This is a genomic window from Isobaculum melis, assembly GCF_900111355.1.
Lineage (GTDB): Bacteria > Bacillota > Bacilli > Lactobacillales > Carnobacteriaceae > Isobaculum > Isobaculum melis.
This window is the reverse complement of sequence record NZ_FOHA01000007.1, coordinates 78666-104978: the sequence shown is the minus strand read 5'-3', so window position 1 is coordinate 104978 and position 26313 is coordinate 78666. Positions and strand designations below refer to the sequence as shown.

General features: G+C 35.9%; 24 protein-coding genes and 1 other annotated feature. Of the genes, 17 read left to right on the top strand and 7 right to left on the bottom strand.

From position 1 onward, the window contains the following. The first annotated feature begins 3 nt into the window (after window positions 1–3). The 3 genes from BMW29_RS07200 (at window position 4) to BMW29_RS07190 (ending at window position 1844) form a co-directional block, all read left to right on the top strand. Window positions 4–411: a Mini-ribonuclease 3 gene (locus BMW29_RS07200; RefSeq protein ID WP_092651897.1), complete on the top strand. Its 408-nt coding sequence runs from the start codon at window positions 4–6 to the stop codon at window positions 409–411. Window positions 412–529: 118 nt separating this feature from the next. Next, window positions 530–1291: a 23S rRNA (guanosine(2251)-2'-O)-methyltransferase RlmB gene (gene rlmB, locus BMW29_RS07195; RefSeq protein WP_245706251.1), complete on the top strand. Its 762-nt coding sequence runs from the start codon at window positions 530–532 to the stop codon at window positions 1289–1291. Window positions 1292–1325: 34 nt separating this feature from the next. Next, window positions 1326–1844 (top strand): NYN domain-containing protein, encoded by a 519-nt coding sequence (locus tag BMW29_RS07190; protein WP_092651893.1) that lies wholly within the window; start codon window positions 1326–1328, stop codon window positions 1842–1844. An 18-nt stretch (window positions 1845–1862) separates the two neighbouring features. Here the strand turns inward: BMW29_RS07190 and BMW29_RS07185 are convergent, their stop codons facing one another. From BMW29_RS07185 to BMW29_RS07165, 5 genes are all read right to left on the bottom strand, one after another. Then, on the bottom strand, window positions 1863–2234 hold the full coding sequence (locus tag BMW29_RS07185; RefSeq protein WP_092651891.1) for a hypothetical protein: 372 nt from the start codon (window positions 2232–2234) through the stop codon (window positions 1863–1865). A gap of 86 nt (window positions 2235–2320) precedes the next feature. Further along, on the bottom strand, window positions 2321–3301 hold the full coding sequence (locus BMW29_RS07180) for a polyprenyl synthetase family protein (protein WP_092651889.1): 981 nt from the start codon (window positions 3299–3301) through the stop codon (window positions 2321–2323). Beyond that, window positions 3298–3846, bottom strand: a complete 549-nt coding sequence (locus tag BMW29_RS07175; protein WP_092651887.1) for a Gx transporter family protein — start codon at window positions 3844–3846, stop codon at window positions 3298–3300. The genes BMW29_RS07180 and BMW29_RS07175 overlap by 4 nt, the downstream gene beginning before the upstream one ends. Before the next feature lie 36 nt (window positions 3847–3882). Beyond that, window positions 3883–4260: a NusG domain II-containing protein gene (locus tag BMW29_RS07170; RefSeq protein WP_245706250.1), complete on the bottom strand. Its 378-nt coding sequence runs from the start codon at window positions 4258–4260 to the stop codon at window positions 3883–3885. A gap of 181 nt (window positions 4261–4441) precedes the next feature. Beyond that, window positions 4442–6307, bottom strand: a complete 1866-nt coding sequence (locus BMW29_RS07165; RefSeq protein ID WP_092651885.1) for an FAD-dependent oxidoreductase — start codon at window positions 6305–6307, stop codon at window positions 4442–4444. A gap of 359 nt (window positions 6308–6666) precedes the next feature. Between BMW29_RS07165 and BMW29_RS07160 the strand changes: the two genes are divergently transcribed. The 14 genes from BMW29_RS07160 (at window position 6667) to rpoC (ending at window position 22409) form a co-directional block, all read left to right on the top strand. Next, complete coding sequence (locus tag BMW29_RS07160) at window positions 6667–7194, top strand: FMN-binding protein (protein ID WP_092651883.1); 528 nt, start codon at window positions 6667–6669, stop codon at window positions 7192–7194. A 361-nt stretch (window positions 7195–7555) separates the two neighbouring features. Next, window positions 7556–8620 (top strand): FAD:protein FMN transferase, encoded by a 1065-nt coding sequence (locus tag BMW29_RS07155; RefSeq protein WP_092651881.1) that lies wholly within the window; start codon window positions 7556–7558, stop codon window positions 8618–8620. Between the two features lie 36 nt (window positions 8621–8656). Next, on the top strand, window positions 8657–9607 hold the full coding sequence (gene menA / locus BMW29_RS07150) for a 1,4-dihydroxy-2-naphthoate polyprenyltransferase (RefSeq protein WP_092651879.1): 951 nt from the start codon (window positions 8657–8659) through the stop codon (window positions 9605–9607). Window positions 9608–9712: 105 nt separating this feature from the next. After that, a complete protein-coding gene (locus BMW29_RS07145; protein ID WP_342706547.1) occupies window positions 9713–10300 on the top strand; it encodes a sigma-70 family RNA polymerase sigma factor in 588 nt (195 codons plus the stop codon). 116 nt (window positions 10301–10416) lie between these two features. Beyond that, entirely contained in the window at window positions 10417–10566 is a 150-nt protein-coding gene (gene rpmG, locus BMW29_RS07140; protein WP_425431592.1) for a 50S ribosomal protein L33, read from the top strand. Window positions 10567–10610: 44 nt separating this feature from the next. After that, window positions 10611–10790: a preprotein translocase subunit SecE gene (gene secE / locus BMW29_RS07135; RefSeq protein ID WP_092651873.1), complete on the top strand. Its 180-nt coding sequence runs from the start codon at window positions 10611–10613 to the stop codon at window positions 10788–10790. Window positions 10791–10934: 144 nt separating this feature from the next. Next, window positions 10935–11477 (top strand): transcription termination/antitermination protein NusG, encoded by a 543-nt coding sequence (gene nusG / locus BMW29_RS07130; RefSeq protein WP_092651871.1) that lies wholly within the window; start codon window positions 10935–10937, stop codon window positions 11475–11477. A gap of 169 nt (window positions 11478–11646) precedes the next feature. After that, a complete protein-coding gene (rplK, locus tag BMW29_RS07125; protein ID WP_143047344.1) occupies window positions 11647–12072 on the top strand; it encodes a 50S ribosomal protein L11 in 426 nt (141 codons plus the stop codon). Window positions 12073–12171: 99 nt separating this feature from the next. Then, a complete protein-coding gene (rplA, locus tag BMW29_RS07120) occupies window positions 12172–12861 on the top strand; it encodes a 50S ribosomal protein L1 (RefSeq protein ID WP_092651867.1) in 690 nt (229 codons plus the stop codon). A 53-nt stretch (window positions 12862–12914) separates the two neighbouring features. Next, window positions 12915–13041 (top strand) — a sequence feature (ribosomal protein L10 leader region). Between the two features lie 43 nt (window positions 13042–13084). Continuing rightward, window positions 13085–13585, top strand: coding sequence for a 50S ribosomal protein L10 (gene rplJ / locus BMW29_RS07115; RefSeq protein WP_092651865.1), 501 nt, complete (start codon window positions 13085–13087; stop codon window positions 13583–13585). A gap of 58 nt (window positions 13586–13643) precedes the next feature. Further along, entirely contained in the window at window positions 13644–14012 is a 369-nt protein-coding gene (gene rplL / locus BMW29_RS07110; RefSeq protein WP_092651863.1) for a 50S ribosomal protein L7/L12, read from the top strand. Between the two features lie 118 nt (window positions 14013–14130). Next, window positions 14131–14739, top strand: coding sequence for a class I SAM-dependent methyltransferase (locus BMW29_RS07105; RefSeq protein WP_092651861.1), 609 nt, complete (start codon window positions 14131–14133; stop codon window positions 14737–14739). Window positions 14740–15090: 351 nt separating this feature from the next. Continuing rightward, complete coding sequence (gene rpoB, locus BMW29_RS07100) at window positions 15091–18672, top strand: DNA-directed RNA polymerase subunit beta (protein WP_092651859.1); 3582 nt, start codon at window positions 15091–15093, stop codon at window positions 18670–18672. Between the two features lie 104 nt (window positions 18673–18776). Beyond that, window positions 18777–22409 carry a DNA-directed RNA polymerase subunit beta' gene (gene rpoC / locus BMW29_RS07095; protein ID WP_092651857.1) on the top strand — a complete coding sequence of 1211 codons (3633 nt, stop codon included), beginning with the start codon at window positions 18777–18779 and terminating at the stop codon, window positions 22407–22409. 79 nt (window positions 22410–22488) lie between these two features. Here rpoC and BMW29_RS07090 read toward each other — a convergent pair whose 3' ends face one another. Both BMW29_RS07090 and BMW29_RS07085 read right to left on the bottom strand, forming a co-directional pair. Further along, complete coding sequence (locus BMW29_RS07090) at window positions 22489–24285, bottom strand: ABC transporter ATP-binding protein/permease (protein WP_092651855.1); 1797 nt, start codon at window positions 24283–24285, stop codon at window positions 22489–22491. Continuing rightward, entirely contained in the window at window positions 24285–26231 is a 1947-nt protein-coding gene (locus BMW29_RS07085) for an ABC transporter ATP-binding protein/permease (protein WP_092651853.1), read from the bottom strand. Before BMW29_RS07085 ends, BMW29_RS07090 begins: the two co-directional genes overlap by 1 nt. Between the last annotated feature and the right edge of the window lie 82 nt (window positions 26232–26313).

Here is a 26313-nt window from a genome sequence, read left to right as displayed (position 1 = left end):
AACATGACAAATAAAGATTGGTCACAATTAAATGGATTGGCTTTAGCTTATGTAGGAGATGCCATTTTTGAAATTCATATAAGAGAACACTTAGTAAAAACTGGGCAAACAAGACCGAACCAATTACACCGAATGGCAACCAAATTTGTTTCTGCTAGATCACAAGCAAAATTAATTCAAGGGATGCTAGCAGAAGAAGATTTGCTAACTGAAACAGAAATCGCGATTTATAAGCGTGGGAGAAATGGCAAAAGTCATACGTTACCTAAAAATGTTGATATGGCTACTTATCGAACCGCTACAGGTTTTGAAGCGTTAATGGGCTTCCTACATTTAGATGGACAAAAAGAACGGATTGAAACATTGGTTAATTGGTGTATTCAGTTTGTTGAAGGAAGTGGAGAAGGTTAATATGAAAAATGAGCGAAGAAGACAATCAACTAACAAAAAAACACCTTATCAAGGTAAACCATCAAAAGACCATTTTGACAAAAAAGAAAAACCAGTTCGTCGTAGAAGAGAAGAAGCTGTGACACTTAATCTGGAAGAGCAAGGAGAACGTGATTTAATTGCAGGGAGATTACCAGCAATTGAAGTCTTAAAATCTGAGCGTGATATTAATAAAGTTTTCCTACAAGAAGGACTAACTGGTGGTAAAATTACTGAAATTGTTGGCTTAGGAAAAGAGCGTCAAGTGCAATTACAATTTGTTCCTAAAGCCAAGCTAGATACTTTGGTAGATGGTGTGAATCATCAAGGCGTGGTGGTAGCCGTTTCTGCTTATCAATATGCAACAATTGATGACTTATTTCTAGCTGCTAAAGCTAAAAACGAAGACCCGTTTTTCTTGATTTTAGATGGTGTAGAGGACCCACATAATTTGGGTTCCATTATTCGTTCAGCTGATGCAAGTGGTGCACATGGTATTATTATTCCTAAAAGACGTGCTGTTGGCTTAACTGCAACAGTAGCAAAGGCATCTACTGGAGCCATTGAACATGTACCGGTAGCTAGAGTAACGAATTTAGTGCAGACGATTAAAGAATTAAAAGAGCGTGGGATTTGGTTTTATGGTACGGATATGAAAGGTCAAGATTATCGGAAATGGGATACTACCTTACCAATTGGTTTGGTGATTGGTAATGAAGGAAAAGGAATCTCTCGTTTGGTCAAAGAGCAAATGGATGGGATGCTCACAATTCCAATGACAGGACATGTGCAAAGCTTGAATGCTAGTGTTGCTTCGAGTCTATTAATGTATGAAGTTTACCGAGGTCGCAATCCACTCTAAGTAAATGAGACTGAATAATAGGAGGTGAAATGGGATGAAAAAGAACATATTATTAGTAGATGGCTACAATATGATTGGTGCTTGGCCAGAGTTACAGCAACTAAAGAAAAAAGAGGAGCTTGGTGAAGCAAGAGATCAGCTGCTTAGAATATTGTCTCATTATCGTAAATATGAAAATGTAGAAGTACATGTTATTTTTGATGCACAGCTTGTCCCAGGGATCCAAAAAAATTATGAAGCCTATCATTTAAATGTGGTCTTTACCAAAGAAAATGAAACAGCGGACACTTATATTGAACGTGTAGCAGGTGAGTTGAGTAACCGGTTAACACAAGTAACAGTTGCAACTAGTGACTTAGCAGAGCAGTGGTTAATCTTTTCTAGAGGTGCTTTAAGAAAATCTGCAAGAGAGCTTTATCAAGAAATTAAACGAACCAATAAAGCCATTACAGAAGAATCAACGTATTTGAAAAATAAAAATTTACGCAGAAATTCTCCTTGGGATGCAGAACAATTAATGACATTAGAACAATTAAGAGATAAATTATCTTAAATAAAAAGAAAGGTGCTCCTATTCGTAACGAGCGCCTTTCTTTTTTGAATGATTGAAATATTCTGTCGAGCTTGGTGCAAATAATACGGTAGAAATAATGATGATTCTAGAAAGAACAATCATTGGCTGCTGATTTAACTCAATAGCTCCTATCAAATCAAAGATGCTCAGCACACCTAAAATATATGTAAATGTTTTTCCTGCTGCTTTCCCTTGAATCAGTAAAATTCCAGTAATAAGTTGCAGTGCGGCTGACAGGAATAGGCCAACGATAAAATATATAGGGAAGACGACTAATCGTCCTAGGACAAGTGCACCGAATAGACCAAAACAGCTTGTAATCAGAAAAAACCAGCCTGCGCTTTTAATGCGAATGGGAATATCCTTCATATTTATCCACCTCCTCATTACAGTATAGCATAAACTCCATTCCCTTTATAGGATTGGAAAATAAAAAAGGCTCCACAAGGAAACCTTTATAAGACACGTGCTAATAAGTTTTTAGTTAATAAAATAAGTTGTTCTTTTTCAGGGGTATCAGGTAATTTACTCATATCTTTCAATGCTTTATTTGTATACTTAGTCGCTAATTTATGCGCTTTTTCAACACCTTGATATTGTTTAATCAGTGCTTGAATTTTGGCAACATCAGTTGTAGTCATATCTTGACCTTTGGCTAGTAAAGGTCTAAATGCTTCTTTATGACCTTGCATTGCATAAATAAGTGGAGAGGTATAAACCCCTTGCTTAATATCCTCTAAAACAGGTTTTCCAAAACCATCAGCCGTTTGAGAATAGTCTAAAATATCATCCATAATTTGGAAGGCCATGCCAATATTATTACCAATATCATAGCTTTTTCTAGAGAGCTCTTTACTACAGCCACTTTCAAAGGCGCCAGAATAGCAGCTTAAAGCAAATAGCTGTGCCGTTTTACCTGAAATACGTTTTAAATATTGTCTGATGGTCACATCTTGGTTGTAACGCAAATGCATTTGATCCAGTTCGCCCATTAAGATACGTTCCATTCCTTTAGTATCCATTTCAATTGCCTCTAAAGAGTCAGCATATTTTGCTAGCAGGCGGAAACAGACAGTAAATAAATAATCACCTGTATAAACAGCGATGTCTTTTCCATATTTTGATTGCACCGTTTCATGACCTCTACGAGTAGGTGCATCATCAATCACATCATCATGAACAAGCGTCGCCATGTGTAAAACTTCAAGCGCTGCAGCTACAGCCATATTTTTTTCCTTTTGTTGATTCGGACCAAATGATGAAAATAACAAGGAGTAAGCTGGACGTAATAATTTACCACCAGCATGGATTAAATCTAACATGGTTTGTTCAATTTCTTTATTTCTTACATGAATATTGTCTTCAATTAATTGAAGCATCTCTACTAAATCAGTAGCAATATTTGGATAATCTTGCCACATTGGGTGAATCTTCATGATTTTAACTCCTTTTGTTTCGTCATTTGTTCCATTTTAAATTGTCTTAATAATTGAATACGCTCCATTAGAAAAGTTGCACAGATGCCAATAGCAAATCCGGAAAAGACACCAATAAAAGAAATAATGGGTAGATAAACCATAAATGACCAGGAATGATAGAGTAGACTAACTGCAACGAGTTGTCCAATATTGTGTAGAATCCCACCAGCTGTACTAACCCCAATTGTACTAACCTTTGAACCGCCTAAGTTTTTTATAAGGAACATACCAAAATAACTAAATAAGGCGCCAGAAAAACCAATCATAAAGGTAGATAAAGTTCCACCTAAAAGAGTGTTTAATATTAAACGAATGGCTACTACCATAAAGCTATCTTTAAAAGGAAGTGTATAAATCGCTAGAAGAGTAACCAAATTTGCCAACCCTAATTTTGCACCGGGAGCAAAAGTGAATGGAAATGGGATTGCACGTTCAACTAACCCAATGACAACAGCTTGTGCTGCCAACAGTGCGATATAAACAATTTTTTGATTTTTGGTCATTGATTGTAGCATTCCTTTCCTATTCTTAGCATTTATTTATGAAGGACGAATAATCTCATCTTCTTCTGTATCTTCAGGTTGTTCAGTTTTGATTTCAATAGCTAATTTATGTGGAAGACAAAGAAGTGTTTCTCCTGGTTTAGAGATCGCACCTTTTAAAACATCCACTTGATCGCGACAACTTGCTTCTATTACACGGATGGTTTCATCTTTGATTTCAATGATATTGTAATCGCCATCTTCATTTTCATAGCGAATCGTGTCAGTCCCTTGATGGTTAGAGAGTGTGATTTTTTTATATTCTTGATTATCTACCGTAATAAGTGCATAAACTTCAGCATCCTTTGGAACATCTTTTTGCGAAATAGTGAAAATAACAAGAGGCAAAAAAGAAATAAAAATTAAAAAGACCATGATGATCATATCCCATTTTGAGATCATTTTTAAATAGGGCTTTAGCATGAAATAAAGTCTACGTGGCCGCAAAAAGCTCATCTTTTCCTTCCTCTCTCTCATTAGATTCTATTCTTTTGCATAAACAATGGTTAAAGTAAAGGGTTCCTTTACCTTAACCATCTTTTTAATCTATTTAAAACTAAGGTTTATAAATTGAACGAGGTGTTCCATACCACCATTTGCCCATTTTTCGTTGGAACCATGGAATAAAGTAGTAATCTAAACCAAATGCACGACCAGCGCCGTTCATTAAAGCGATAGATGCAGGAAGTGCCCAGAATTTATCCCAGCCTAACATTGCACTAAAGACAAACATTACTAAGAAACCAGCACTACCAACACTTGATAACCAAGTGAATAGACCCACAACTAATGCTAAACCAATTGCTAATTCAACAAATGGTACGATTTTTTGCATCACTAAAGCAACATCTTCATTTGGCATCATGATTTTCATAATCCATTCAAACCAACCAGGCATATGAGAGAAGATTGGTGTTGCAAATTCAGTAGCTGATTCAGTAGCTTCACTAGCACCAGTAGTGGCACTCATTAACCACTCAAATGGTAATTTTGAAGTTGTTGCAGTCAACCATGATTCTTGACCTAAACCTTTAAATAAAGGCGACCAGTCAAATAGTTTTACTTGACTCCAGACATCATTACCAAAGATTTTGTCCATCGCTTCACTAAACCAGAACCAACCAACATAGAGACGTAGTGGTAAGCTCCATAAAACATTTCCATAACGAGATAAATGACCACGGAAAATATTGCGTTTGTCTTTAATATGGAAGAATTCATGTAGAATATATTGGCAAGCATAGTAACCAGAACGAATTCCGAAGAAATAGTAGAGGTTAACCATATGTTTTGTTAACATTGCGAAGAATCCGCTCATGTGTAAGCCCATAACTGAAGCCACACCATAACGTGCACCAATTGAAACCATAAATCCGTGATAAGCACCTTTATAAGCATGTTTCTCTTTGCCAGTAATTTCAGCAATAATATTTGCTGCTGCAGTGTGACCAGTTTGTTCAGCTGCTTCAACGATTTGAGGAGTTGGTTTACCCTCTTCTTCTTCAAAGTAAACTAAATCACCAATCACATAAACGTTTTCTAGCCCTTTAGCTTCCATGTACTCGTTCGCAACTAAGCGACCAGCACGTGCAGCTTCCATACCGAATTCAGCAGTATCTGAGTTTGCTTGAACCCCAGCTGTCCAAATTAAAGTATGCGTTGCAATTGATTCCCCAGATTTTAACGTAATACTATTTTCTTTTACTTCAACAATTGGTGAGTCTTTTAAGATTTTAATGCCTTTTTTGACCATATATTTTTCAGCTTTAGCAGCATCTTTACGGTCTAGCATATTTAAGATAGTTGGTGCAGCTTCAACAACGATTAATGAAATTTCATCTGCATCAATCTTATTATCTTTGGCTAAACGGTCTTTCCATTCAAGTAATTCTCCAACCATTTCAATTCCAGTGAAACCAGAACCACAGACAGCAAAAGTCAACATTGCTTTACGTTTTTGTGGGTCACGAACAAGTGCTGCTTTTTGAACAGTATTTTCGATATGATGGCGTAAACGTACAGCATCTTCCATTGACCACAAAGTAAATCCGTTTTCTTTTACCCCTGGCGTACCAAAGTCATTTGGTTCTCCACCCATACCTAGTACTAAATAGTCATAGGCATACGATCCATTTTCTGTTGTGACAATTTTCTTGTCATGATCAACATTTGTCACATTATCCGTTACAAGGTCGACATTCTTTTTACGATTTAACAAACGACGTAAGTCATATTGAACTGCTTCAGGTTCAACACGTCCCCCAGCTACCTCATGTAGTTCAGTCATCATTGTATGATAAGAATGACGATCAATTAACGTAATGTTAATATCAGGATCTTTCTTGAAACGTTTGGCTAGTTTTCTTGTTGCAGAAAGCCCAGCATACCCAGCACCGATTACCACGATGTTTTTTTTAGGCATTTTTATTCACTCCTTAGTATAGTTTTTCACAAACTATTTGATAGAATATAAATTTTATCAATTTACAATCTAACTCATTTTACATCAAACCCCTTGAAGTGTCTAGCTTCATGCAATGTTTTTCTAATAATAAATGAAAAGCTTAGCGAGAGTAGGATTTTATTTAAATGGAGAAAGATTTCCAAAAGACTGTGAAAACACGGTTTCGAGAAAAAATTCACAAAAACTCTATTTTTTGGATGGAAAAAGATGGACAAAACATTTTTTTCTATGTATGATATGTCTGTAAGTTACGTGTGAGAAATATTGTACATTTTTTCACAAAATACCTTACTAATTAAATAAAGGTGGGAATAATAATGAAATTGAAAAAAGTTGTCGCAACATTATCATTAGTTTTAGCATCAACATTTGTACTTGCTGCATGTGGTGGGAAAGATGATGCTAAAAAAGATTCAAGTTCAAAAGAAGCTACTTCTTCAGTAGAATCTAAAAAAGAATCTAAAGTAGCAGTTGAATTAAAAGACGGCGAATATAAATTAGAAGAAAAAAAATACGATGACAAAGGCTGGAAAGCAGAATTTGGTATAACTGTTGCTGAAGGCAAAATTACTAAATCAACTTTTGACTATGTAAATGAAGAGGGTAAATTAAAATCAGAAGATAAAGATTACCAAGAAATGATGGAAAAACAAGCTGGTACTGGCCCTGCTGATTTCATTCCTGAATTAAACGATGCATTAGTAAAAGAACAATCTGCTGATGTAGATGCTGTTACAGGAGCGACTCATACTTCTGAATCATTTAAAGAATATGCACAAAAATTAATTGATGCAGCTGAAAAAGGCGATACAAAAACAATCGAAATTGATAATAAAGCTAAATAAATGTCATGTCTCTTAGGATTTGTCATGCCTCTTAGGATTTTTAATCCTTAGAGACATGATACAGATCGAACTCGTTCGACTCTGAACCACGTATTCTATTAGAATTATGATAGAAATCAAATCGGTTTAACTTTGTACCTTTTATAGAAGCAACACAAGGCTGGGATAAAACTTTTGAGTTTTATCTTAGCCCTTTTTCTTTTTTAAAAAATAGCGTTTTAGATAAAAAAGTATACGAAATAGCTATTTGATTGTAAACTAATAAAAGAACACTAAAGAATCGATTAAATCGCTGTATTTAAACGCTATTTTTTAAAGAATTAATAAGTAGATAACCTTATAAAGAGAAGAGGAAAATGAGATGCCAAATAAAAAGCTTAAACTAGGAATTGGGATTTTTTTAGTTTTATTAATCGTTAGTGCATGTGGGAAAAAAGAAGAAAAGGGTCAGATTTTAACTTCTCCTTATTCACGGAGAGAATTTATGATGGGCACTGTAATTAATATTAAAGTATATAATGAGGGAAAAGAATCAGCTATTGATGCTGCCTATCACCGCATTGAAGAATTAGATAGAAAAATTACAGTCAGTGAAAAGGGTTCGGAAGTAGATGCCATTAATGAAGCAGCAGGAAAAGAACCCGTTAAAGTGTCAGATGATGTTTATTATTTGATTCAAGAAGGATTAACGTATAGTGCTTCTTCAGATGGCTCTTTTGATAGTACAATTGGTCCACTTACCTCTTTATGGCATATTGGTTTTGATGATGCAAAAAAACCAACACAAGCAGAAATTAATCAAGTATTACCTTTAATTGACTATCAAAAAGTTACAATGGATGATGAAAATAAAACAGTTTTCCTACAAGAAGCAGGGATGGAGTTGGATTTAGGCTCTATTGCTAAAGGCTATATTGCGGATGAAGTCGCAAAAGTTTTAGAAGATGAGGGTGTCACTAAAGCCATTGTTGACTTAGGTGGAAATCTTTATATGGTAGGAACAAATACGAAAGATAAGGATTGGTCTGTAGGTATTCAAGATCCATTTTTAACTAGAGGAGAAATTATTGGTACCATTCCTGAAAGTAACCGTTCTATTGTAACCTCTGGTATTTATGAGCGTTTTGTAGAGGTCGATGGTGTTAAATATCATCATTTATTAGATCCTAAAACAGGTTATCCATTTACCAATGATATTGTTGGTGTGTCCATTGTTTCTAATAAATCGATTGATGGGGATGCCTTATCTACAGCTACCTTCTCCAAAGGAATTAAGGGTGGCATGGCTTATATTGAGCAGTTTGAAGATGTAGAGGCCATTTTTGTGAGTGTTGATAAAGAAGTTTATATTACTTCTGGCTTAAAAGATAAGTTTAAACTGACAAATGATAATTTTGTATTAAAAGATATTAAAGACTTAAAGTAAATAGGATTAGATGATGTGAGAAAAGAGGATAGGTTTGTGCAGATAAAAACATTTTTAAAACTAGTTGAAATTCAAACCAAGATTGCCAGTGTATTTCCATTTGTAATGGGGATACTGTTTACGTTTTATCGATTTGGAGAAATAAAAATTTTGAATACCTTTATTTTCTTTATTGCGATGATATTATTTGATTTGACAACCACTACAATTAATAATTATATGGATTTTAAAAAAGCGACAGATCAACATGATTATGATTATCGGAAACAATCTAATGTCATTGGTCAGGAAAATATTCCAGAAAAAACAGTTGTAACCCTCATCTTTCTGATGCTGACAATGGCTACTATTCTAGGTCTTGTTTTGGTTGTGAGAACAAATGTGTTCTTATTATTTGTGGGGATGCTTTGCTTTGGTATTGGGGTTTTCTACACTTTTGGTCCAGTTCCTCTTTCCCGTATGCCGCTTGGCGAAATTTTTTCAGGTGTCACCATGGGCTTTGGTATTTTCTTTATTAGTATGTATGTGAATGTCTATGATTTATCTATTCTGTCCTTTCAGATTGAAGATGGCTTTTTCCTTTTAAAAGGCAATATTGAAGAGCTACTTGTGATGGTGCTCGTCTCCTTACCAGGTATCTTTACAATTGCAAACCTCATGATGGCGAATAACATTTGCGATTTAGATGAGGATATTTTAAACCATCGTTATACCTTACCTTATTATATAGGAAAACAAACTGCGGTTAAATTGTTTAATCTATTGTATATCTTATCGTTTTTATCGGTGATTGTTGCTGTGCTAATCGGGGTTTTTCACCCATTGATGTTAGTCAGCCTAGTAGCCATGATTCCTGTTTATAAAAATTTAAAACTTTTTAATCAAAAACAGGTAAAATCTGAAACCTTTGTGTTATCGGTTAAAAATTTAATAATCATCAATAGTATTGAATGTTTTGTGCTTCTGATTAGTTTGTTTTTCAAATGAAAGTATAGATTTAAATAGAATAGCTATTCCCCTTTTCAAATAATTAGAGCTATGTTAAGCTATTTGCAACATAAGAGGCTGTTGAATTGGGAAGGGTGAGTAGCCATTAAGGATAATAGAGTAACAGAACAAGATTTAGCAACTATCCGTTTCATACAACAAGGTCAGTTTGATTCCTTTTTACCATTTTTTGAACAATACAAACCCATTGTTTTGAAAATGATGCGTACCTATTATTTAAAAGGCTTTGAAGACGCTGACTGGTTTCAAGAAGCCATGTTAAGCTTTTATCAAACGATTTTGAGATACGATCCAGAAAAAGGACATACCTTTGGAAATTTTTTTAAATTAAGCTTTAAACATCATATTTTTAGTTTGATTCGAAAAGATGCAGCACAAAAAAGAAAAATTGATAAAGAGTATGTGTCCTTAGATGCTATTTATGAGAAGAACGGGCAACAAGAACTCATGATGAATGACCAGCAAGATGATATTACATACAAACAAGTAACCATCCATGAGGATTTTACAGAATATTTTCAACAACTATCTCCCTATGAGAAAAAAGTGTTTAACCAAAATTTATATCAACAATCTATTTCTGACATTGCAGAAACATTGTCTTGCGAAGAAAACCAAGTGAAAAATGGACTTGAAAGATGCCGAAAAAAATTAAGAAATAGCTTCTATTAATCAATCAGCCTCTTATGTAACCTCTATTTTTTCTTGATTTATCCAAAAATAAAAATTGACACTCACGCGTTTGAATGGTAAATTAAATACGATGTAGCAGGAAGGATGAGTAGATTATGAGTAAAAAAATGGCGCTTGCCTGCTCAGTATGCGGTTCAAGAAATTATACTAAACGTGTAAATGAAGGGAATCGTACTGAAAGACTTGAAGTAAAGAAATTTTGTAAATATTGTAATCAACATACAATTCACCGCGAAACAAAATAAATGACATAAAATCATGAGAGAAACAGCTTGAGGAGGATTTAAAGATGGGAAAGATTTTTGGCTTTTTTAAAAGTGTAAAAGATGAAATGAAACAAGTAACCTGGCCTACAGGTAAAGAATTAAGAAAATATACAGGTGTTGTTTTATTAACAGTAGCCTTTGCAGTTGCTTTCTTTTTCTTAGTAGACTTAGGTATCACAGCTTTATTTAATTTGTTTTTATAGAAACTACAACAAATCACTAGCGTTCCCATTTTATGGATGGTATAATGGCTAGCGAGAACGACGTTACAAAACCTTCAACTTCATTTTAAAGAGGGTTTTTTATTTTACAAAAAAATTGAACCAATCAGAAAGAGGAGAATCATAATGGAAACCGTAGAAAAGAATTGGTACGTACTCCATACGTATTCAGGCTATGAAAATAAAGTGAAACAAAATATCGAATCTCGTGCTAGTAGTATGGGAATGGAAAATTATATCTTTCGTGTAGTTGTTCCTGAAGAAGAAGAAACAGAAATGAAAAATGGTAAAGAAAAAACAAATATGAAAAAAACTTTCCCAGGTTATGTTCTTGTAGAAATGACAATGACAGACGATTCTTGGTATGTGGTTCGTAACACACCAGGCGTAACAGGGTTTGTTGGCTCACATGGCGCAGGTAGTAAACCGGCACCATTGTTACCAGAAGAAATTGAAGTTATTTTAAGACGCTTAGGTATTAGCACGCGTCATCAAGAAATTGATTTCGAAGTAGGCGATTTAGTAACGATCATTGAAGGAGCTTTCCAAGGTTTATCTGGAAAAATCATTGAAATTGATAATGAAAAATGGAAATTAAAAGTAAGTGTGGATATGTTTGGTCGCGAAACTAGCGCTGAACTTGATTTTGAGCAAGTAGATAAATTATAAGAATAAAGATGACAATGCAATTTGGTTGTCATCTTTATTTCGTAGAAAATAGGTTGCTTTGACCCGCTAAAAATGTTATAGTATTCCCGTATGTTTTATGCATACGAACGTGGGAGGGGAAATTATCATCCCCATTAAACCACATCACGGACTTAAGGAGGTATGTCTCGTGGCTAAAAAAGTTATGAAACTCGTTAAATTGCAAATTCCTGCAGGTAAAGCAAATCCAGCTCCACCAGTAGGTCCTGCATTAGGTCAAGCCGGTGTGAACATCATGGGATTCTGTAAAGAATTCAATGCACGTACAGCTGATCAAGCAGGTTTAATCATTCCAGTAGTAATTTCTGTATTTGAAGACCGTTCATTTACATTTATTACAAAAACACCACCAGCTGCAGTATTGCTTAAAAAAGCTGCCGGTATTGAATCTGGATCAGGTGAACCAAACCGTAACAAAGTAGCAACATTAAAACGCGATAAAGTAAAAGAAATCGCTGAAACTAAAATGCCTGACCTAAATGCAGCGACTGTGGAAGCAGCGATGTTAATGGTTGAAGGTACTGCAAGAAGCATGGGAATCACAATCGAAGATTAATATTCCACATGAGTAACTTCTTACGTATCTTATCGTGTCTAGGGACGCGGATTAAGTGGGAGGTTAAACCGTTATAACCACAATCAAGGAGGAAAAACAATGGCTAAAAAGAGCAAACAATATCAAGATGCTGTGAAGCAAATTGATGCAATGAACGCTTATTCAGTAGAAGAGGCAGTAGCACTAGTTAAAAAAGTTAACTTTGCTAAATTTGATGCAACTGTTGAAGTTGCATATAGACTTGGTGTTGACCCTAAGAAAGCTGACCAACAAATTCGTGGGGCAGTTGTTCTTCCACATGGAACAGGTAAAACACAACGCGTTTTAGTATTCGCTAAAGGTGAAAAAGCTAAAGAAGCGGAAGCAGCAGGTGCAGATTACGTAGGTGATTCTGATCTTGTTCAAAAAATTAACGGCGGATGGTTCGATTTCGACGTTATCGTAGCAACACCAGATATGATGGCTGAAGTTGGTCGTCTAGGACGTGTATTAGGACCTAAAGGTTTAATGCCTAACCCTAAAACTGGTACTGTTACAATGGATGTTACAAAAGCAATTGATGAAATCAAAGCTGGTAAAGTAACTTACCGTGTTGATAAAGCTGGTAACGTACATGTTCCAATCGGTAAAGTTTCATTTGATGATACTAAACTAGTTGAGAACTTCACTACAATTAACGATACAATGTTAAAAGTGAAACCTTCTTCTGCAAAAGGCCAATATATTAAAAACATTACTGTTACAACAACATTTGGTCCTGGTGTGAAAGTTGATCAAGGTTCTTTCTAATTACCAAAATTAAAAATGAATTGACCTAGATGGAGATACTTGGTATAATCATCTAGGTTAATTAAATATTACCGAAGACAGTAGGTGGCGCAAGCCTTAATCTCCTACCGAGGATACTATGTGAAAAACATAAATCAACCCTCTATGTCTACGGTGACATGAGGTTTTTTGTTTATTCAAACATAAATCCTGCCAGATGAATGATCAGGAGGTGAACATGTAAATGAGTCAAGCAGCAATCGCAATTAAAGAACAATTAGTTGGTGAATTACAAACTAAAATCGAAGCAGCAGCTTCTATCGTAGTTGTAGATTACCGTGGTTTAACTGTTGAAGAAGTAACTGAACTTCGTAAACAATTACGTGAAGCAGGCGTTGAAATGAAAGTTATCAAAAACTCTCTATTAATTCGCGCTTCAGAAAAAGCTGGTTTAGACGGATTGAAAGAAGCATTTGCAGGCCCAACAGCCGTTGCTTTTAGTAATGAAGACGTTATTGCTCCAGCAAAAATTATGGCTGAATTTGCTAAAGGTCACGAAGCTTTAGAAATTAAAGCAGGCGTTATCGAAGGTAAAGTTGCTTCAACTGAAGAAATTAACGCTCTTGCGTCTCTACCAAGTCGCGAAGGTTTACTTTCAATGCTACTATCAGTGCTTCAAGCACCAGTACGCAACACTGCACTTGCTATCAAAGCAGTTGCAGAACAAAAAGAGGAAGTTGCTTAATCGCAGCCTAATCTATGCTTAAAACAAAAAAACAACCAAAAAATGGAGGAAACATATCATGGCATTAAACGTTGAACAAATTATTGCTGATTTAAAAGAATCAACAGTATTAGAATTAAATGACTTAGTAAAAGCAATCGAAGAAGAATTTGGTGTTACTGCAGCAGCTCCTGTAGCGGCAGCAGCAGCAGGCGGAGCAGCAGCTGGTGAAGAACAAACAGAATTCGCAGTTGAATTAACTTCAGCAGGCGACCAAAAAATTAAAGTTATCAAAGTTGTACGTGAAGCTACTGGCCTTGGCTTGAAAGAAGCTAAAGAATTAGTAGATGGCGCTCCATCAGTTATCAAAGAAGCTCTTTCTAAAGATGACGCTGAAGCGATGAAAGCACAACTTGAAGAAGTTGGCGCTGGCGTAAACTTAAAATAATTCAATTGAATATTTCGAAGCTGTAGGAGAAATCCTGCAGCTTTTTTTGTCTTTATAAAAGAGGAGAAACAGTGTAGAATATAAAGAAGATAAGAATTAGAAACGAGGACAATGAATCATGAGCGATCATTATTATACAAATACCCCAAGTGCCAAGCATCAATTAGACAAATGGCAGTATCAATTAAGAAATAAAACCTTCACTTTTTATACAGATAGCGGTGTTTTTTCAAAAAAAACAGTCGATTTTGGTTCTAGACTATTAATAGAAATCCTGGATTTTGAGGGATTAGTTTCTGGGAATATCTTAGATGTAGGGTGTGGCTATGGTCCAATGGGACTAGCTGTAGCAAAAGAAAATCCAGAACGCACAGTAGAAATGGTGGATGTGAATCTACGGGCAATAGAATTGGCTACAAAAAATGCAATCGAAAATCAATTATTCAATACCAATATTCATGAATCGTCAGTTTATGAGCAAGTAGCTGGAGAGAGCTTTGCGCTAATTATTAGTAATCCGCCAATTAGAGCTGGGAAAAAAGTTGTACATGCTATTTTAGAAGGTGCTTATCAACTTCTAGCAGTTGGTGGTAAACTAGTCATTGTCATCCAAAAGAAACAAGGTGCACCAAGCGCACAACAAAAAATGGCAGATACTTTTGGAAATGCTGAAATCATCAAAAAAGATAAAGGTTATTTTATTATTGAGAGTGTGAAAGAGAGTTAATGATTTGGGTAAAAGATCCTATTTGATAAAAAGGGTCTTTTTTTTGTTTGAAGAGAAAATGCGAGTGCTAAGCTATTGACAAAAAAAGCCTATCGCTGTATAATTACCTGATGCAAATAGCGTATCTGCTAGCAAAAAATCGAGCTGCGAAATATTGTCCGTAGTGGGTTTTGATAAGGGAAACAAAAGAAAACGTGAATTTTAAAAAAGAAATCACTTTCCTTTTGTATTTTTTTTGCGTAAAAACTGGCTAAAAAGTCATTTGTTACCTAATTTTAATAAATGAAACATTTTTGTAACAATCTAGTTTTTATGTAAGCTAAAAGCTACGATAAATAATAATTTTGAGGGGTGAATAGGTTGGCAGGCCACTTAGTAGATTACGGAAAACACCGTACACGAAGAAGCTTCGCACGAATCAGCGAGGTATTAGAATTACCAAACTTGATTGAAATTCAATCAGATTCGTACCAATGGTTCCTAGATGAGGGATTACGTGAAATGTTTAAAGATATTTCACCAATCGATGATTTTGCAGGGAATCTATCATTAGAGTTTATTGATTATGAGTTGCGTGAACCAAAATATACAGTTGAGGAAGCACGTTCTCATGATGCAAACTATTCTGCGCCATTACACGTTAAATTACGTTTAATTAACAAAGAAACAGGCGAAGTAAAAGACCAAGATGTATTCTTTGGTGACTTCCCACTAATGACAGAAATGGGTACCTTTGTTATCAATGGTGCTGAACGTGTTATTGTTTCTCAATTAGTACGTTCTCCAGGTGTTTATTTCCATGAAAAAGCAGACAAAAATGGTAAAATTGGCTTTGGTTCAACTGTTATCCCAAACCGTGGTGCATGGCTAGAATATGAAACAGATGCTAAAGATATTTCTTACGTTCGTATTGACCGTACAAGAAAAATTCCTTTAACTGTTTTAGTTCGTGCTTTAGGATTTGGTTCAGACGATGCGATTTTAGAAATTTTTGGCGAAAATGCTAGTTTACATCTGACTTTAGAAAAAGATGTTCACAAAAACGCTGAAGATTCTAGAACAGAAGAAGCATTAAAAGATGTATACGAACGTTTACGTCCAGGTGAGCCTAAAACAGCAGATAGCTCAAGAAACCTATTAAATGCCCGCTTCTTTGATCCAAAACGTTATGACCTTGCAAATGTAGGTCGTTATAAAGTGAACAAAAAATTAAACCTTAAAACCCGTTTATTAAACTTAACATTAGCAGAAACATTAGTGGATGCTGAAACTGGCGAAATTTTAGCAGAAAAAGGAACCTTCCTAGATCGCGCTAAAATTGATGAGTTAGCACCATTCTTAGATGCTGGTTTAAATAAAGTAACCTTCTACCCAAGTGAAGATAGTGTTTCAGCTGAGCCAATTGATTTGCAAATTGTGAAAGTTGAATCACCACTTGACCCAGAACGTACAGTTAACGTGATTGGTAATGGGAATATTGTGGAAACTGTGAAAAACATTATGCCGGCAGATATTCTTGCTTCAATGAGCTATTTCTTTAACTTACAAGAAGGAATCGGTCAAACTGATGATATTGATCATTTAGGTAACCGTCGTATTCGTTCAGTTGGGGAATTACTACAAAATCAATTCCGTATTGGTTTATCACGTATGGAACGTGTGGTTCGTGAGCGTATGTCGATTCAAGATATTGCGACTGTCACACCACAACAATTAATCAACATCCGTCCAGTAGTTGCAGCAATTAAAGAATTCTTTGGTTCTTCACAATTGTCTCAATTCATGGATCAAACCAATCCGCTTGGTGAGTTAACACACAAACGTCGTCTATCAGCCTTAGGGCCTGGTGGTTTAACCCGTGACCGTGCTGGTTATGAAGTGCGTGACGTGCATTACTCTCACTATGGTCGTATGTGTCCGATTGAAACACCTGAGGGTCCAAATATCGGGCTGATTAACAGCTTATCAAGTTATGCAAAAGTAAACCGTTATGGTTTCATTGAAACACCTTACCGTCGTGTTGACCGTGAAACAGGTATTGTAACTGAACAAATTGATTATCTAACAGCTGACGAGGAAGATCACTATGTGGTTGCTCAAGCAAACTCATTATTAAATGAAGATGCAAGCTTTGTAGATGACATTGTTATGGCACGTTTACGTAATGAAAACTTAGAAATTTCAATTGACCGTGTTGACTACATGGACGTATCTCCAAAACAAGTAGTTGCAGTTGCGACATCATGTATTCCTTTCTTGGAAAACGATGATAGTAACCGTGCACTTATGGGAGCGAACATGCAACGTCAAGCTGTTCCGTTGATTAACCCTAAATCACCTTTAGTTGGTACAGGTATGGAATATATTGCTGCGCATGACTCTGGTGCTGCATTAATTTGTAAGCATGAAGGTGTTGTAGAATTTGTTGATGCAAAATCAGTTCACGTTCGTCGTGACAATGGCGCATTGGATAAATACAGCATTACAAAATTCCGTCGTTCTAACTCTGGTACATGTTATAACCAACGTCCAATCGTTTCTTTAGGAGATCGTGTTGATAAGAGTGAAATCTTAGCAGATGGTTCTTCAATGGAAGCTGGTGAAATGGCTTTAGGACAAAACGTTTTAGTAGCCTTCATGACTTGGGAAGGTTATAACTATGAAGATGCGATTATCATGAGTGAACGTCTTGTAAAAGATGATGTTTACACTTCTATTCATATTGAAGAATACGAATCAGAAGCTCGTGATACAAAATTAGGACCTGAAGAAATTACACGCGAAATCCCTAACGTAGGGGAAGAAGCGTTAAAAGACTTAGACGAATTCGGAATTATCCGTATTGGTGCAGAAGTTAAAGATGGTGATTTATTAGTTGGTAAAGTAACGCCTAAAGGGGTTACGGAATTATCAGCTGAAGAACGTCTATTACACGCAATCTTTGGTGAAAAAGCACGTGAAGTAAGAGATACTTCATTACGCGTACCACATGGTGGTGGTGGAATTGTTCACGATGTGAAAATCTTCACTCGTGAAGGTGGAGATGAATTATCTCCAGGCGTTAACATGCTTGTTCGTGTTTATATCGTTCAAAAACGTAAAATTCACGAAGGAGATAAAATGGCTGGACGTCATGGTAATAAAGGGGTTGTTTCTCGCATTATGCCAGAAGAAGATATGCCTTTCATGCCAGATGGCACACCCGTTGATATCATGTTAAACCCATTAGGGGTTCCTTCTCGTATGAATATTGGGCAAGTTCTTGAATTGCACTTAGGTATGGCTGCACGTCAACTAGGTATTCATGTTGCAACACCAGTCTTTGATGGTGCAAGTGAAGAAGATGTTTGGGAAACTGTTCGTGAAGCAGGCATGGCAAATGATGCGAAAACTGTTCTTTATGATGGTCGTAGCGGTGAGCCATTTGATAACCGTGTTTCTGTTGGTGTGATGTATATGATCAAATTAGCACACATGGTTGATGATAAATTGCATGCACGTTCAACTGGACCTTACTCATTAGTAACGCAACAACCTCTTGGTGGTAAAGCACAATTTGGTGGACAACGTTTCGGTGAGATGGAAGTTTGGGCACTAGAAGCTTATGGTGCTGCATATACCCTACAAGAAATCTTGACTTATAAATCAGATGACGTTGTAGGTCGTGTGAAAACTTACGAGGCCATCGTTAAAGGCGAGCCAATTCCAAAACCAGGCGTACCTGAATCATTCCGCGTACTTGTAAAAGAATTACAAGCACTTGGTTTAGATATGAAAGTTCTGGATAAAAATGATGAAGAAATTGAGTTGCGTGATTTAGATGATGACGATGATATCGTAAACATTGACGCATTAAGCAAATATGCAGAAGAACAAGCGAAATTAAGAGCTGAAGCAGATGCATTAGCAGGAACTGAACACACTGAAGATTAATAGATAATAGATAGCCTCAAAAGAGAGATGAAAGTTTCTCTTTTGAGGGAATATTAGAGCGATATTGGGCAAGCTCGACTAAAAAACAAAGGGAGGTACGCCCCTTGATAGATGTTAATAATTTTGAAAACATGCAAATTGGTTTGGCATCACCAGATAAGATCCGTAGCTGGTCTTATGGAGAAGTAAAAAAACCAGAAACCATTAACTATCGTACACTAAAACCTGAACGTGATGGTTTGTTCTGTGAACGTATTTTTGGACCTCAAAAAGATTGGGAATGTTCTTGTGGAAAATACAAACGTATCCGTTATAAAGGAATTGTTTGTGACCGCTGTGGTGTTGAAGTAACCCGTTCAAAAGTTCGTCGTGAACGGATGGCACATATTGAATTAGCTGCCCCAGTATCACATATTTGGTATTTCAAAGGAATTCCAAGTAGAATGGGTCTTGTTTTAGATATGAGCCCAAGAGCTTTAGAAGAAGTGATTTATTTTGCTTCTTATGTTGTCATCGAACCAGGTGATACAACACTAGAGAAGAAACAATTATTGACTGAAAGAGAATACCGTGAAAAACGTGAACAATATGGTCAAAGCTTTGTAGCTGGTATGGGTGCAGAAGCAATTAAACGTTTACTAGAAGCGGTTGATCTTGAAACTGAAGTTGGCGAATTAAAAGAAGAATTAAAAACTGCACAAGGACAAAAACGTACACGTGCCATTCGTCGCTTAGATATTTTAGAAGCTTTCCGTCATTCAGGTAATGAGCCTGCATGGATGATTATGGACGTTGTGCCAATTATCCCTCCAGACTTACGTCCGATGGTTCAGCTTGAAGGTGGTCGTTTTGCGACTTCCGATTTGAATGACTTATACCGTCGTGTAATTAACCGTAACAACCGTCTAAAACGTTTGTTAGACTTAATGGCACCAAGTATTATCGTTCAAAATGAAAAACGTATGTTACAAGAAGCTGTTGATGCTTTGATTGATAATGGTCGTCGTGGCCGTCCAGTTACTGGACCAGGTAACCGTCCACTTAAATCACTTTCTCATATGCTAAAAGGGAAACAAGGACGTTTCCGTCAAAACTTACTTGGAAAACGTGTTGACTACTCAGGTCGTTCAGTTATCGTAGTTGGACCAAACCTTAAAATGTATCAATGTGGCTTACCAAAAGAGATGGCAATTGAATTGTTCAAACCTTTTGTGATGAAAGAATTAGTAGCAAGAGATATTGCAAGCAACATTAAAAATGCAAAACGCAAAATTGATCGTCAAGACGAAGCAATTTGGGATGTCCTAGAAGAAGTGATTCGCGAGCATCCAGTTTTACTAAACCGCGCACCAACGTTACACAGACTTGGTATCCAAGCTTTCGAACCAACCTTGGTTGAAGGCCGTGCCATTCGTTTGCACCCACTAGTTTGTGAAGCTTATAATGCCGATTTCGATGGAGACCAAATGGCGGTTCACGTTCCATTAAGTAACGAAGCCCAAGCAGAAGCACGTATGTTAATGCTCGCTGCACAAAACATTTTGAATCCAAAAGATGGTAAACCAGTTGTAACACCTTCTCAAGATATGGTATTAGGTAACTATTACCTAACAATGGAAGAAGATGGTCGCGAAGGCGAAGGTATGCTATTTAAAGATTTAAATGAAGCTTTAATTGCTTACCAAAATGGTTATGTTCATTTGCATTCTAGAATTGGGGTAACAACAACTGCTTTAGCAGAAAAACCATTTACTGAAAGCCAACGCGGTAAAATGTTGGTAACAACAGTAGGTAAATTACTCTTTAACGAAATTATGCCAAAAGAATTCCCTTACTTGAATGAGCCAACAGCTTATAACTTAGAAGTACAAACACCAGACAAGTACTTTGTAGAAGCTGGTACAGACATTCCTGCCTTTATTAAAGAGCAAGAATTAATCTTACCGTTCAAGAAGAAAAACCTAGGAAATATCATTGCTGAAGTCTTCAAACGATTCCATATTACTGAAACTTCAAAAATGTTAGATAGAATGAAAGATTTAGGTTACAAACATTCAACACGTGCTGGTATCACTGTAGGGATTGCGGATATCGTAGTCTTACATGAAAAACAAGCGATGCTTGACGAAGCACACAAACAAGTAGATAACATTACAAAACAATTCCGTCGTGGTTTAATTACTGATGATGAGCGTTATGAAAGAGTTATTGCTGTTTGGAATGAAACCAAAGACCGCATTCAAATCAAACTAATGGAAAGCTTAGATTCTAAAAACCCAATCTTCATGATGAGTGACTCTGGAGCCCGTGGTAACATCTCCAACTTTACGCAATTAGCAGGTATGCGTGGTTTGATGGCAGCGCCAAATGGTCGTATCATGGAACTTCCTATCACATCAAACTTCCGCGAAGGTTTGACCGTCTTGGAAATGTTTATCTCAACTCACGGAGCTCGTAAAGGTATGACCGATACAGCCCTTAAGACAGCCGATTCTGGTTACCTTACTCGTCGTCTAGTTGATGTAGCCCAAGATGTAATCATTCGTGAAACAGATTGTGGTACTGATAGAGGTCTAGTTATTCACGCAATTAAAGAAGGAAACGAAGTCATTGAGCCACTTGAAGAGCGCTTATTAGGACGTTACATCCGTAAAACAGTTGTTCATCCTGAAACAGGTGCAGAAATCATTGGTGAAAATGAAATCGTAACTGAAGACATTGCGAAAGAAATTATTGATGCAGGAATTGAAGAAATTGAAATCCGTTCAGTCTTCACATGTAATACCAAACATGGTGTATGTAAACATTGTTATGGACGTAACTTAGCAACAGGTTCAGAAGTTGAAGTTGGGGAAGCAGTTGGAACAATTGCCGCTCAATCAATCGGAGAACCAGGTACACAGCTTACAATGCGTACCTTCCATACAGGTGGGGTTGCCGGGGACGATATTACTCAAGGTCTTCCTCGTATTCAAGAAATCTTTGAAGCACGTAATCCAAAAGGACAAGCTGTTATCAGTGAAGTAACTGGTGTTGTTGTGTCTATTGAGGAAAATGCTTCTGACAGAACGAAAGAAGTAACCATTAAAGGTGAAATTGATACGCGTTCTTACCAAGTGCCTTACACTTCTCGTATGAAAGTAGAAGAAGGTGGCACAATTAGACGTGGCGAACCGTTAACAGAAGGTTCAATTGATCCTAAACAATTATTACGCGTAAAAGACGTGTTATCAGTAGAAAATTACTTGTTACGTGAAGTTCAAAAAGTTTACCGTATGCAAGGGGTAGAAATTGGTGACAAGCATATTGAAGTAATGGTACGTCAAATGCTACGTAAAGTTCGTGTAATGGATCCAGGTAGCACAGCTATCTTACCAGGAACACTGATGGATATTAGTGAATTTACTGATCGAAATGCAGAGACACTAATGGCTGGCGAAGTACCTGCAACAGCACGTCCTGTCTTGCTAGGTATTACAAAAGCATCATTAGAAACAAATAGTTTCTTATCTGCTGCTTCATTCCAAGAAACAACTAAAGTCTTAACAGACGCTGCTATTCGTGGTAAACGCGATCCGCTTCTTGGATTGAAAGAAAATGTTATCATCGGTAAAATCATTCCAGCTGGTACTGGTATGGCGAAATACCGCAACATGGAACCAAAAGAAATTGGTGTTTCAAGTGAAAATGTTTATAGTATCAGTGATACTGAAATCGGCATGCATTTGGAAGATTAATGATAGAGAAAAGACCAATCACAGCCGTGATTGGTCTTTTTCTGTTCCTAGAAATAAGAATGATTAAATGGCTTAAGATTTATTTTTTCAAAGCAACAATAGGTTGTACCTTGAAAAGCCTATAGCTTGTTACCAGATGCGTCACAAGAATGATGAGGACTGAAGCAGAAATAGTGAGGAACCATTCATTCAGCGTAATCCTGAAATCAATCTTAGTTAACTGAGCAATGAGCTGTAGGCCTAACAGCAGTAAGCTTGTGAAGCCTGCAGTCATCATTGCTAAACATAAATTCTCAATAAACAGTAATTTTTTTACATTTTTCTGATTAAACCCAAAGGAATACAGCAGGCCGACCATATGATAACGTGTTTGCTGTAATTTCAGCAGCATCATGATAACAATAAATAATGCAATCAACAATATAATCATTGAAATCAAGGTAAATAATGTTTTGAGTTGCTTAAAAGATTTTTGTAAAGCTTTCACTTCAGTCACAGCAGTTTTAGTTTGAATATTTTTTTCTGCTAGCTCTTCCGTCACCGGAACAATATCTTCAAATTTTTTCACATCATAGTGAATCGCCTCATATGACTGACTATCTATTCCCTGATAAAAGTCTTGTTCAATATCAGAACTAACAAAAAAATCATCATATCCAGCATTATAAATACCGCTAATCGTTAAGGGATATTCTTTTCCTTGGTAAGTCACGGTTAGTGATTTACCAATTAATTGATCAATTTGCGGATTCAATTTTTTGGCTAAGCTAGGTGTAATCGCAATTTCATTTTTCTGAATACGCGGCATAGTGCCATAAGACATTGACTCAGTAGTTTTTGGCATTGGATATTTTTCTGGCATGGTCATGCTGAAATCGTCAGAAGATAAGGTCACTTGTTGTATTTTATATTGCTTATAAACATTTTCAACTCGTTGATCTGCCGATAGTATTTGATAACTATTATCGTCTTCTTGATAGGAAATATACCCATTATTAAAAGAGGTATTTTTTTCTTTAAATTGCTGAATGGCATGTGTCATCAGTTGTCCTGAAGATAACGTTGTAATAAAGCTTAGAATACCGATTGAAAAGACAAGTGAGATAAAAAAATAACTAAGAAAGCGAACACGAAAATTTTTAGCAGCCATTTTAAAAAGATTGATTTTCTTTGGCGGTTGTAGCATCATTTTTTTAGCTGGACTATTTTCAATTGTGAGACCTGGCTGTTGAATCACAAGCTTGTTATCTATTATCTGAATCACTTCATCTGCAATCTCACAAAGCTGTGTATCATGAGTAATGAGAATTACAAGCTTCGTTTGTGAGATTTCCTTTAAAATGTCCATCATTTCGGTAGCAGTTTTTCTATCTAATGCACCAGTTGGTTCATCTGCAATCACCATTTTGGGCTTTTGAATTAATGCCCGAGCAATTGCCACACGTTGCTTTTGACCACCAGAAAGATTTTGCACCTGTTCATTTTCTTTTTCTGCAATCCCTAAATCAGCTAATAACTTTCTTGCATAAGCTTTGCTTTCTGCTTGATTTGTGCTTGTTAGTTCACAAGGAAGTAAAATATTTTCTAGAACGGTGTATCCACTGAGCAGATGATAATTTTGAAACACAAAACCAATATAATCTTTGCGATAGTTTCCTAATTGTGCTTCTGATAAGCTATTTAAGGGCGTATCATCTACGATAATTTCTCCCGTATAATCCGTATCAAAGCCAGCAATTAAATTAACTAATGTTGATTTTCCGCTTCCTGACTCACCCAATAGGCAAATGAAGCCTTTTTCTGGAAATTGATAATTTGCTTGATCCAGAATGGTTGTCTGCCCATATTCTTTTGTTAAGTTATGAAGTGTAATCATTATTTTTCTCCTGTTTTTAATGTGTTAAAAATATTTGTTGAATCATAGATGACTTCCGCTACAACAAAGTTAATCGTTGATACACCAAGTGCTAATAATAAACAAGTAATAATTGTTGAAGAATGAATAATTGAAACCTGGAAAAATTTCAGACTAAGCTGATTTAGTATTGGTGAAGTTAATAACAATAAGACGAAAGCACTTAATGCTTGAATAAAGGTTTCAAAGATTGTTAATAGTCTTAGATGTAGATTGGAAAAACCATTGAGTTTAAAAATTGCATATTCTCGTTTTCTTAAAAGTGTAGTAATCACTGCAATTGCCAAGACCATAACAATGACTAGAATAGATAGAATGGTCGTTGCATTAGAAGATTGTTCTGTAGATTGAGTGTTGAGCTTCACAAGATCTTCTATGACTTCAAAGTTTCCTAAAGGAACAATCCCTGTTTGATTTAATTCGTTTTTGATTGCAATCATATCTGCTGGCGTTTTTGGCCGAATAATAAAACTTAAGTTATTAAGATTTTTATTAGTTGATTTCAATAAATCAGAAAGTGCAGACTGATTGAATAGGAATGAATCTTCTATATCGTATTCATCTTTTTGACCCTCATAATTTGTGATTAATCTAGCATCCAATACACCAACTATTTTTACTTTTGTCTTAACAGGAAATGTTTTAGGTGTATTGTTATTAAACTCGTTTATTTCACCTTGAAATGTTATTTCTTTGCCTAATGCTTCATCAGGTGAAAGGCCTATTTTTTTTGTGAAACTTTCAGGAACAACGACTTCGTTATCCTTACCTGTCGCAATTGTGCCAGCAATTAATTTATTGATTACTGGCATATTTCCAGAATTATTGATAGCATAAGTTTGACCGTTAAATTGAATGGAAATATTGTCAAATGGTTGGAGATAACTAACAAATTCAACGCGATCATCTTTGCTAAATTGATCAAATAAGTGTCCAATATCTTGATTTACATCAACATTGGGATTATTTTGATCATTTTCAGTTGTGCTTGCTCCACCTGTAAAAGCATCAAATAAACTAATATCTAAGACGCTATCACCATACATATCGAATACTTCATCAAATGCAGATTGACTACTGTTGCTGACGCTATTACCTGTGACAGTAAGTAAAAAGAAGCAAGCTACTGCCAAAGACAGAACTGAAGTTAAAAATCTACCTGTATGGCGTCGAAAGTTATTTTTAGTGAGTGCTAAAATATGCTTGAATGAAAAATAGCTTTTTTTTCTTTTTGTGAAACTTTGCTCAGATTGTTTTTTAGGGGCATTTTTTTGAGAGATAAGAGCTCCTTTGTCCAACTCAAATACGGTATCCTCTTCTGTAATGTAAGAAGTATCATGTGTAACAATAATCACCGGTTTTGTTTTAGATATTTCTCTTAAAATCTCCATAATGTACTGAGCGGATTCCTTATCCAGAGCACTAGTTGGTTCATCTGCTAAAATAACTTGAGGCTCTTTCATCAATTCTCTAGCAATTGCCACACGTTGCTTTTGCCCACCAGAAAGATTTTTAACTTGTTGATGTTCAACATTTCCTAATTTGAGTTCTCGGATGAATTGCTTTGCTTTTTTTAGTTGAGATTTTTCTTTTAAATAAGTTGGTAGTAAGATATTTTCTAAGACAGTTGACTGCTCTAATAGGTTGAAATCTTGCCAAATAAACCCAAAAACATTGTTATAGAAGTTATTTTTTTCATGTTGCTTTAACTCTTTTATATTTTTATCATAAAAATAGACTGAGCCATCAAAATCTGTATCTACACCTGTCATTATTTTTAATAATGTTGATTTTCCACTGCCAGAAGCACCGATAATAAAATTCATACCACTCTCAATTGAAAGAGAAACATGAGATAGTGCCTCATTTTCATGATATTTTTTTGTAAGATTATTTAATTTGAACATATTTAATCCTCCTCATTTTGTTAAGGCTATTATATCTGAGAGGGTGTTAAATTCCTGTTAAGAAAAAAACTAAGAGAATTCA

What these genes read in the sequence shown, in the direction of transcription:
- BMW29_RS07160 (WP_092651883.1), top strand. Translation starts at nt 6,667, where the DNA reads ATGAAATTGAAAAAAGTTGTCGCAACATTATCATTAGTTTTAGCATCA.
- BMW29_RS07190 (WP_092651893.1), top strand. Translation starts at nt 1,326, where the DNA reads ATGAAAAAGAACATATTATTAGTAGATGGCTACAATATGATTGGTGCT.
- rpmG (WP_425431592.1), top strand. Translation starts at nt 10,417, where the DNA reads ATGAGTAAAAAAATGGCGCTTGCCTGCTCAGTATGCGGTTCAAGAAAT.
- BMW29_RS07200 (WP_092651897.1), top strand. Translation starts at nt 4, where the DNA reads ATGACAAATAAAGATTGGTCACAATTAAATGGATTGGCTTTAGCTTAT.
- BMW29_RS07085 (WP_092651853.1), bottom strand. Translation starts at nt 26,231, where the DNA reads ATGTTCAAATTAAATAATCTTACAAAAAAATATCATGAAAATGAGGCA.
- BMW29_RS07180 (WP_092651889.1), bottom strand. Translation starts at nt 3,301, where the DNA reads ATGAAGATTCACCCAATGTGGCAAGATTATCCAAATATTGCTACTGAT.
- rplA (WP_092651867.1), top strand. Translation starts at nt 12,172, where the DNA reads ATGGCTAAAAAGAGCAAACAATATCAAGATGCTGTGAAGCAAATTGAT.
- secE (WP_092651873.1), top strand. Translation starts at nt 10,611, where the DNA reads ATGGGAAAGATTTTTGGCTTTTTTAAAAGTGTAAAAGATGAAATGAAA.
- BMW29_RS07175 (WP_092651887.1), bottom strand. Translation starts at nt 3,846, where the DNA reads ATGACCAAAAATCAAAAAATTGTTTATATCGCACTGTTGGCAGCACAA.
- BMW29_RS07170 (WP_245706250.1), bottom strand. Translation starts at nt 4,260, where the DNA reads ATGGTCTTTTTAATTTTTATTTCTTTTTTGCCTCTTGTTATTTTCACT.
- rplJ (WP_092651865.1), top strand. Translation starts at nt 13,085, where the DNA reads ATGAGTCAAGCAGCAATCGCAATTAAAGAACAATTAGTTGGTGAATTA.
- BMW29_RS07185 (WP_092651891.1), bottom strand. Translation starts at nt 2,234, where the DNA reads ATGAAGGATATTCCCATTCGCATTAAAAGCGCAGGCTGGTTTTTTCTG.
- rplL (WP_092651863.1), top strand. Translation starts at nt 13,644, where the DNA reads ATGGCATTAAACGTTGAACAAATTATTGCTGATTTAAAAGAATCAACA.
- nusG (WP_092651871.1), top strand. Translation starts at nt 10,935, where the DNA reads ATGGAAACCGTAGAAAAGAATTGGTACGTACTCCATACGTATTCAGGC.
- BMW29_RS07155 (WP_092651881.1), top strand. Translation starts at nt 7,556, where the DNA reads ATGCCAAATAAAAAGCTTAAACTAGGAATTGGGATTTTTTTAGTTTTA.
- BMW29_RS07165 (WP_092651885.1), bottom strand. Translation starts at nt 6,307, where the DNA reads ATGCCTAAAAAAAACATCGTGGTAATCGGTGCTGGGTATGCTGGGCTT.
- BMW29_RS07105 (WP_092651861.1), top strand. Translation starts at nt 14,131, where the DNA reads ATGAGCGATCATTATTATACAAATACCCCAAGTGCCAAGCATCAATTA.
- BMW29_RS07090 (WP_092651855.1), bottom strand. Translation starts at nt 24,285, where the DNA reads ATGATTACACTTCATAACTTAACAAAAGAATATGGGCAGACAACCATT.